The 4937-nt window shown below is 51.0% G+C and carries 4 protein-coding genes and 2 pseudogenes; 4 read left to right on the top strand and 2 right to left on the bottom strand.

The annotated features are described in order from the left end of the window. Window positions 1-280, top strand: a pseudogene (locus Q0231_RS10225) (EamA family transporter); the annotation flags it as partial. 3 nt (window positions 281-283) lie between these two features. On the opposite strand, the gene Q0231_RS10220 reads toward Q0231_RS10225, so the two are convergent. Continuing rightward, a complete protein-coding gene (locus tag Q0231_RS10220) occupies window positions 284-922 on the bottom strand; it encodes a TetR family transcriptional regulator C-terminal domain-containing protein (protein ID WP_269392245.1) in 639 nt (212 codons plus the stop codon). After that, window positions 906-1556: a TetR family transcriptional regulator C-terminal domain-containing protein gene (locus Q0231_RS10215; protein ID WP_299347588.1), complete on the bottom strand. Its 651-nt coding sequence runs from the start codon at window positions 1554-1556 to the stop codon at window positions 906-908. The genes Q0231_RS10220 and Q0231_RS10215 overlap by 17 nt, the downstream gene beginning before the upstream one ends. A 193-nt stretch (window positions 1557-1749) precedes the next feature. Here Q0231_RS10215 and Q0231_RS10210 point away from each other — a divergent pair, with 193 nt between their 5' ends. The 3 genes and pseudogenes from Q0231_RS10210 to Q0231_RS10200 form a co-directional block, all read left to right on the top strand. Continuing rightward, a complete protein-coding gene (locus Q0231_RS10210) occupies window positions 1750-3075 on the top strand; it encodes an aspartate aminotransferase family protein (protein ID WP_299347586.1) in 1326 nt (441 codons plus the stop codon). Further along, window positions 3075-4565 carry a CoA-acylating methylmalonate-semialdehyde dehydrogenase gene (locus Q0231_RS10205; RefSeq protein WP_269392248.1) on the top strand — a complete coding sequence of 497 codons (1491 nt, stop codon included), beginning with the start codon at window positions 3075-3077 and terminating at the stop codon, window positions 4563-4565. Before Q0231_RS10210 ends, Q0231_RS10205 begins: the two co-directional genes overlap by 1 nt. Window positions 4566-4606: 41 nt before the next feature. Next, window positions 4607-4937: pseudogene (locus Q0231_RS10200) on the top strand (Zn-dependent hydrolase); the annotation flags it as partial.

Genomic DNA, 4937 nt, shown 5'->3' with positions numbered 1-4937 from the left:
GGGCATTGCCCGCACGGATTGGCTAAATCTACCTGCCGTTGTCTATTGGGCGGGTCTATATCTGACGATCTTCACCACAGCCCTCACCTTCTTCTTGCTGCAATATGCCAGCATGCGCCTACCCGCTTCAAAGGTGATGAGCTATGGCTATTTAACCCCAAGCTTTATCATCTTAATCGAAGGGGTCAGCGGTCGCGGTTGGGTGAACCCAAGCGTTGCCTTGGGCGCACTGGTTACCGTGATGGCCTTGCTGGTATTGGCGTTTGCTAAGGAAACCTAGGTTCTAGATTTTCAACATTGAGGTGAACATATTGACCAAAAAGGCTTTTGTGTTCTCAAACTCGACCGGGTCATCAATCCCGCGTCCGAGCACCATGCGCACTTGCTCTTCAAAATCGGCATAATGCTGGGTGGTGGCCCAGATCGAAAAGATCAAATGCTTGGGGTCAACTTTCTTCAGTTTCCCCTCTTCCATCCAATTGCCGATAATCGCCGCTTTTTCATTCAGCAAATCGTTGATTTCACCTTCAAGGATCGGCTTGATGCGCGGCGCACCTTGGATGATCTCATTCGCAAACAATCGGCTTTCACGTGGAAAATCGCGCGACATTTCAACCTTTAGGCGCACATAATTCAGGATTTCCTCAAGCGGATCACCATCTTTGCTCAGCGCCCGCATTGGGGCCAACCACGAATCAAGCAGGCGCGATAAAAGCGTTTCGTGAATGTCTTGTTTGGACTTGAAATAATACAAAAGGTTGGGCTTTGACATACCCGCTTCTTCTGAGATTTGGTCGATGGTTGATCCACGAAAACCATGTTGTGAAAAGACTTCGAGCGCCGCTTCAAGAATTTTTTGCTCGTTCGCGCGCTGTATACGCGTCTTGCGCTGTGGTTTTTCCACCTTAGCGGTTCCCATCATCACCCCCAAATTTAAGCCCTACCCCTGTAAGAATGATTTTCTTCACATCGCGGGTGGCTGCTCGCCATTGCCCATCATCAAACGGTTGCCCATCGTTCAAGGTTTCCACCTGATGCACAAAGTCCGCATAATGCTGGGTTGTTGCCCATATCATATATAAAAGGTGCTTTGGATCGATCTTGTCCATACGCCCTTCGTCTATCCAGCTCTGAATAACGGCTTCACGAGAAGTCGTCCACTCTTTTAGGGTCGTCTCCAAATAGTCTTGGATAATCGGCGCACCGTGCGTCACCTCATTTGCCCAAACCTTGGAGCCATTTGGGTGATCTCGCGAAATTTCCATTTTTTTGTCAATATAACTTTCCAACGCACTGGCCGGATCTTCTTTTTGATCAAAAGAATCGGCGGCCTCCAGCCATATGTCAAAGATGGTTTGTACGACCTGACTATACAGAGCCTCTTTGGTGGGGAAATAATAGTGCAAATTGGCCTTGGGAATACCTGCCAAATCAGCGATCATTTGGGTTGTAGCCCCTTTAAATCCGTACTCTGCAAAGATTTTTTCCGCAGCTGTTAAGATCGCTTTTTTCTTTTCACCACGGGTGGATGGTTTTTTAAAGTTGCCGTTGGTCATAGCTTATGATTTGATCACTTTTGTTCACCGCCAATTTTGGCATTTTATCAAATTATCGCTGCATGCAAATAAAACTTGACCAAATGGTCAGATCAGTTAATGTTTTATCAAATAGTCAATTTCTGGGTAGCATATAAATCTGTTGCCTTCAAATGAGACTATTCCGCAGCGAACGAGGAGGGGAGGTGCGGAAATGACTGACGCTACCACTGTACCTAACGATCTAAACGCGTTTTGGATGCCTTTTACATCTAATCGCCAGTTTAAGAAACAACCACGCATGTTTGTGGGTGCAAAAGATATGCACTACACAACCAGTGACGGCCGCCAAGTGCTTGATGGCACGGCTGGTCTATGGTGTTGCAATGCGGGCCATTGCCGCCCCAAGATCACCGAAGCGATACAAGCCCAAGCGGCTGAAATGGATTATGCGCCAGCGTTTCAAATGGGTCACCCCAAAGCATTCCAGCTGGCCAACCGCCTCACCGATATTTCGCCTGACGGTATGGACCATGTGTTTTTTACCAATTCAGGTTCTGAATCGGTTGAAACAGCGCTTAAGATCGCCCTCGCCTATCAGCGCATCAAGAGTGGCGGATCGCGCACACGTTTGATCGGTCGCGAACGCGGCTACCACGGTGTGAACTTTGGCGGCATTTCAGTTGGCGGCATTATGCCGAACCGTAAAATGTTTGGCACGTTGCTCACCGGTGTTGATCATTTGCCCCATACGCACCTGCCGGACCAAAACGCCTTCACCAAAGGCATTCCAGAGCATGGCGGCAATTTGGCGGACGAGCTTGAGCGCATTGTAGCGTTGCACGACGCATCGACCATTGCAGCGGTAATCGTTGAACCTGTAGCTGGTTCAACTGGCGTGCTTATTCCGCCTAAGGGCTATTTGAAACGCTTGCGCGACATTTGCACCAAACATGGCATTTTGCTGATTTTTGATGAAGTGATTACAGGCTTTGGTCGTTTGGGCTCTCCCTTTGCGGCGCAACATTTCGATGTGATGCCAGACATCATCACCACCGCCAAAGGCTTGACCAACGGCGTGATCCCCATGGGCGCGGTTTTTGTGAACGATGAAATCCATGACGCATTCATGAATGGCCCTGAGCACATGATTGAGTTCTTCCACGGCTACACTTATTCGGGCAACCCGATTGCCAGCGCCGCTGGCTTGGCAACGCTTGAAACCTACGACGACGAAGGCCTTTTGACCCGTGGTGAGGAATTGGCGACCTATTGGGAAGAGGCCCTGCACTCTTTGCGGGACGCAAAACATGTGATCGACATCCGCAATATTGGGTTGATCGGCGCGATTGAGCTTGAATCAATTGCTGGCGAGCCGACCAAGCGGGCATTCTCTTGCTTCTTGGATGCATATGAGCGCGGGTTGTTGATCCGCACTACGGGCGACACCATTGCCCTTTCACCACCCCTTATCATTTCCAAAGACCAAATCGATCAGATCGTGGATACGCTGCGCACTGTTCTTAACGAGGCCGACTAATGACTATTATTCAAAACGCCATCAACGGCCAACGGGTTACTTCAGCTTCTGAGCGCCGCGTGCCGGTTTTCAACCCCGCAACGGGCGAACAAAGCGCCGAGCTGCCTCTTTCCACCGTGGAAGAAGTCAACGCAGCTGTTGCATCATGCAAAGCTGCAGCCCCTGCATGGGGCGAAACCCCTTCTTTGAAACGTGCGCGCTATATGTTCAAATATCTTGAACTGTTGAACAAGCATGCTGACGACATTGCCCGCGAAATCTCTAAAGAGCACGGCAAAACCCATGACGATGCTTTGGGCGAAGTGCAGCGCGGTCTTGAAGTGGTGGAGTTTGCTTGTGGCATCCCCACCATGCTCAAAGGCGATTATAGCCGCAATGTTGGCCCTTCAATCGATACTTATGCTGATCGCAAGCCACTTGGCGTTGTGGCGGGCATTACCCCGTTCAATTTCCCCGCAATGGTGCCCATGTGGATGTTCCCCGTGGCGATCGCGTGCGGCAATACGTTCGTCCTTAAACCCTCCGAGCGTGACCCATCGGCACCCATGCTAACTTGGGACTTGTTCCAAGAAGCTGGGTTCCCCGATGGTGTTTTGAACGTGGTGCATGGCGACAAATTAGCGGTGGACACTTTGCTTGACCACCAAGATGTCAAAGCCATCAGCTTTGTGGGCTCTACCCCAATCGCTGAATATGTTTACCAGCGCGGCACGGCTGCGGGTAAACGCGTGCAGGCTTTGGGTGGCGCGAAGAACCACATGATCATCATGCCTGATGCGGATATGGACAAAGCGGCTGACGCCCTGATGGGCGCAGGATATGGCTCAGCTGGCGAACGCTGCATGGCGATTTCGGTTGCAGTACCGATCGGCGAAAAAACCGCCGACACATTGGTGGCTAAACTCAAGCCTCGCGTTGAAGCGCTCAAAGTTGGTCCTGCGACCGACAAAGACGCTGAAATGGGTCCTGTGATCACCAAAGCGCACAAAGAAAAAGTTGAAGGCTATATCGATCAAGGCGTTGCAGCAGGTGCCGAATTGGTTGTTGATGGTCGTGGCTATTCTCCGCAAGGGTACGAAGACGGTTACTTTGTTGGCGGCACATTGTTCGACCGCGTGACCACTGACATGTCGATCTATCAAGAAGAGATTTTTGGACCTGTTCTCTCGGTTGTTCGTGCAAACGACTACCAAGAAGCGGTGGATATGATCAATTCCCACGAATATGGCAATGGCACAGCGATTTTCACCCGCGACGGCGATGCAGCGCGCGAATTTGCCGATAAGATCGAAGTAGGCATGGTTGGCGTGAACGTGCCCATTCCCGTGCCCGTGGCGTTCCACAGCTTTGGTGGTTGGAAACGCTCAAGCTTTGGCGCTCATGGCATGTATGGCCCAGAGGGCGTGCATTTCTACACACGGCTAAAAACGGTCACAACACGATGGCCAGAAGGCATCAAAGAAGGCGCGGTTTTCAACTTCCCTTCTTAATGGACTTCATTAAACTACAAGCGGACTAAAGGATCAAAAAAATGACAGCACCGGGCACCAACCAACGTATCAATTCAGACCGTCTTTGGGACAGTTTGATGGAGATGGCGAAAATTGGGCCCGGCGTTCGCGGCGGCAACAATCGCCAAACCGTTACCGACGAAGACAGCGAAGGCCGTCATCTTTTCCGCAAATGGTGCGAAGATGCGGGCATGACCATGGGCGTTGACCAAATGGGCAACATGTTCATGCGCCACGAGGGCACCGACCCTGACGCCCTGCCCGTTTATGTGGGCTCTCACCTTGATACCCAACCAACAGGCGGCAAATATGATGGGGTGCTCGGCGTTCTTGCAGGCCTCGAAATCATTC

The sequence above is a fragment of the uncultured Maritalea sp. genome (assembly GCF_937139385.1).
Taxonomy (GTDB): Bacteria; Pseudomonadota; Alphaproteobacteria; order Rhizobiales; family Devosiaceae; genus Maritalea; species Maritalea porphyrae_A.
The sequence above is the reverse complement of the archived record's forward strand: the minus strand, read 5'-3'. Positions and strand labels throughout refer to the sequence as shown.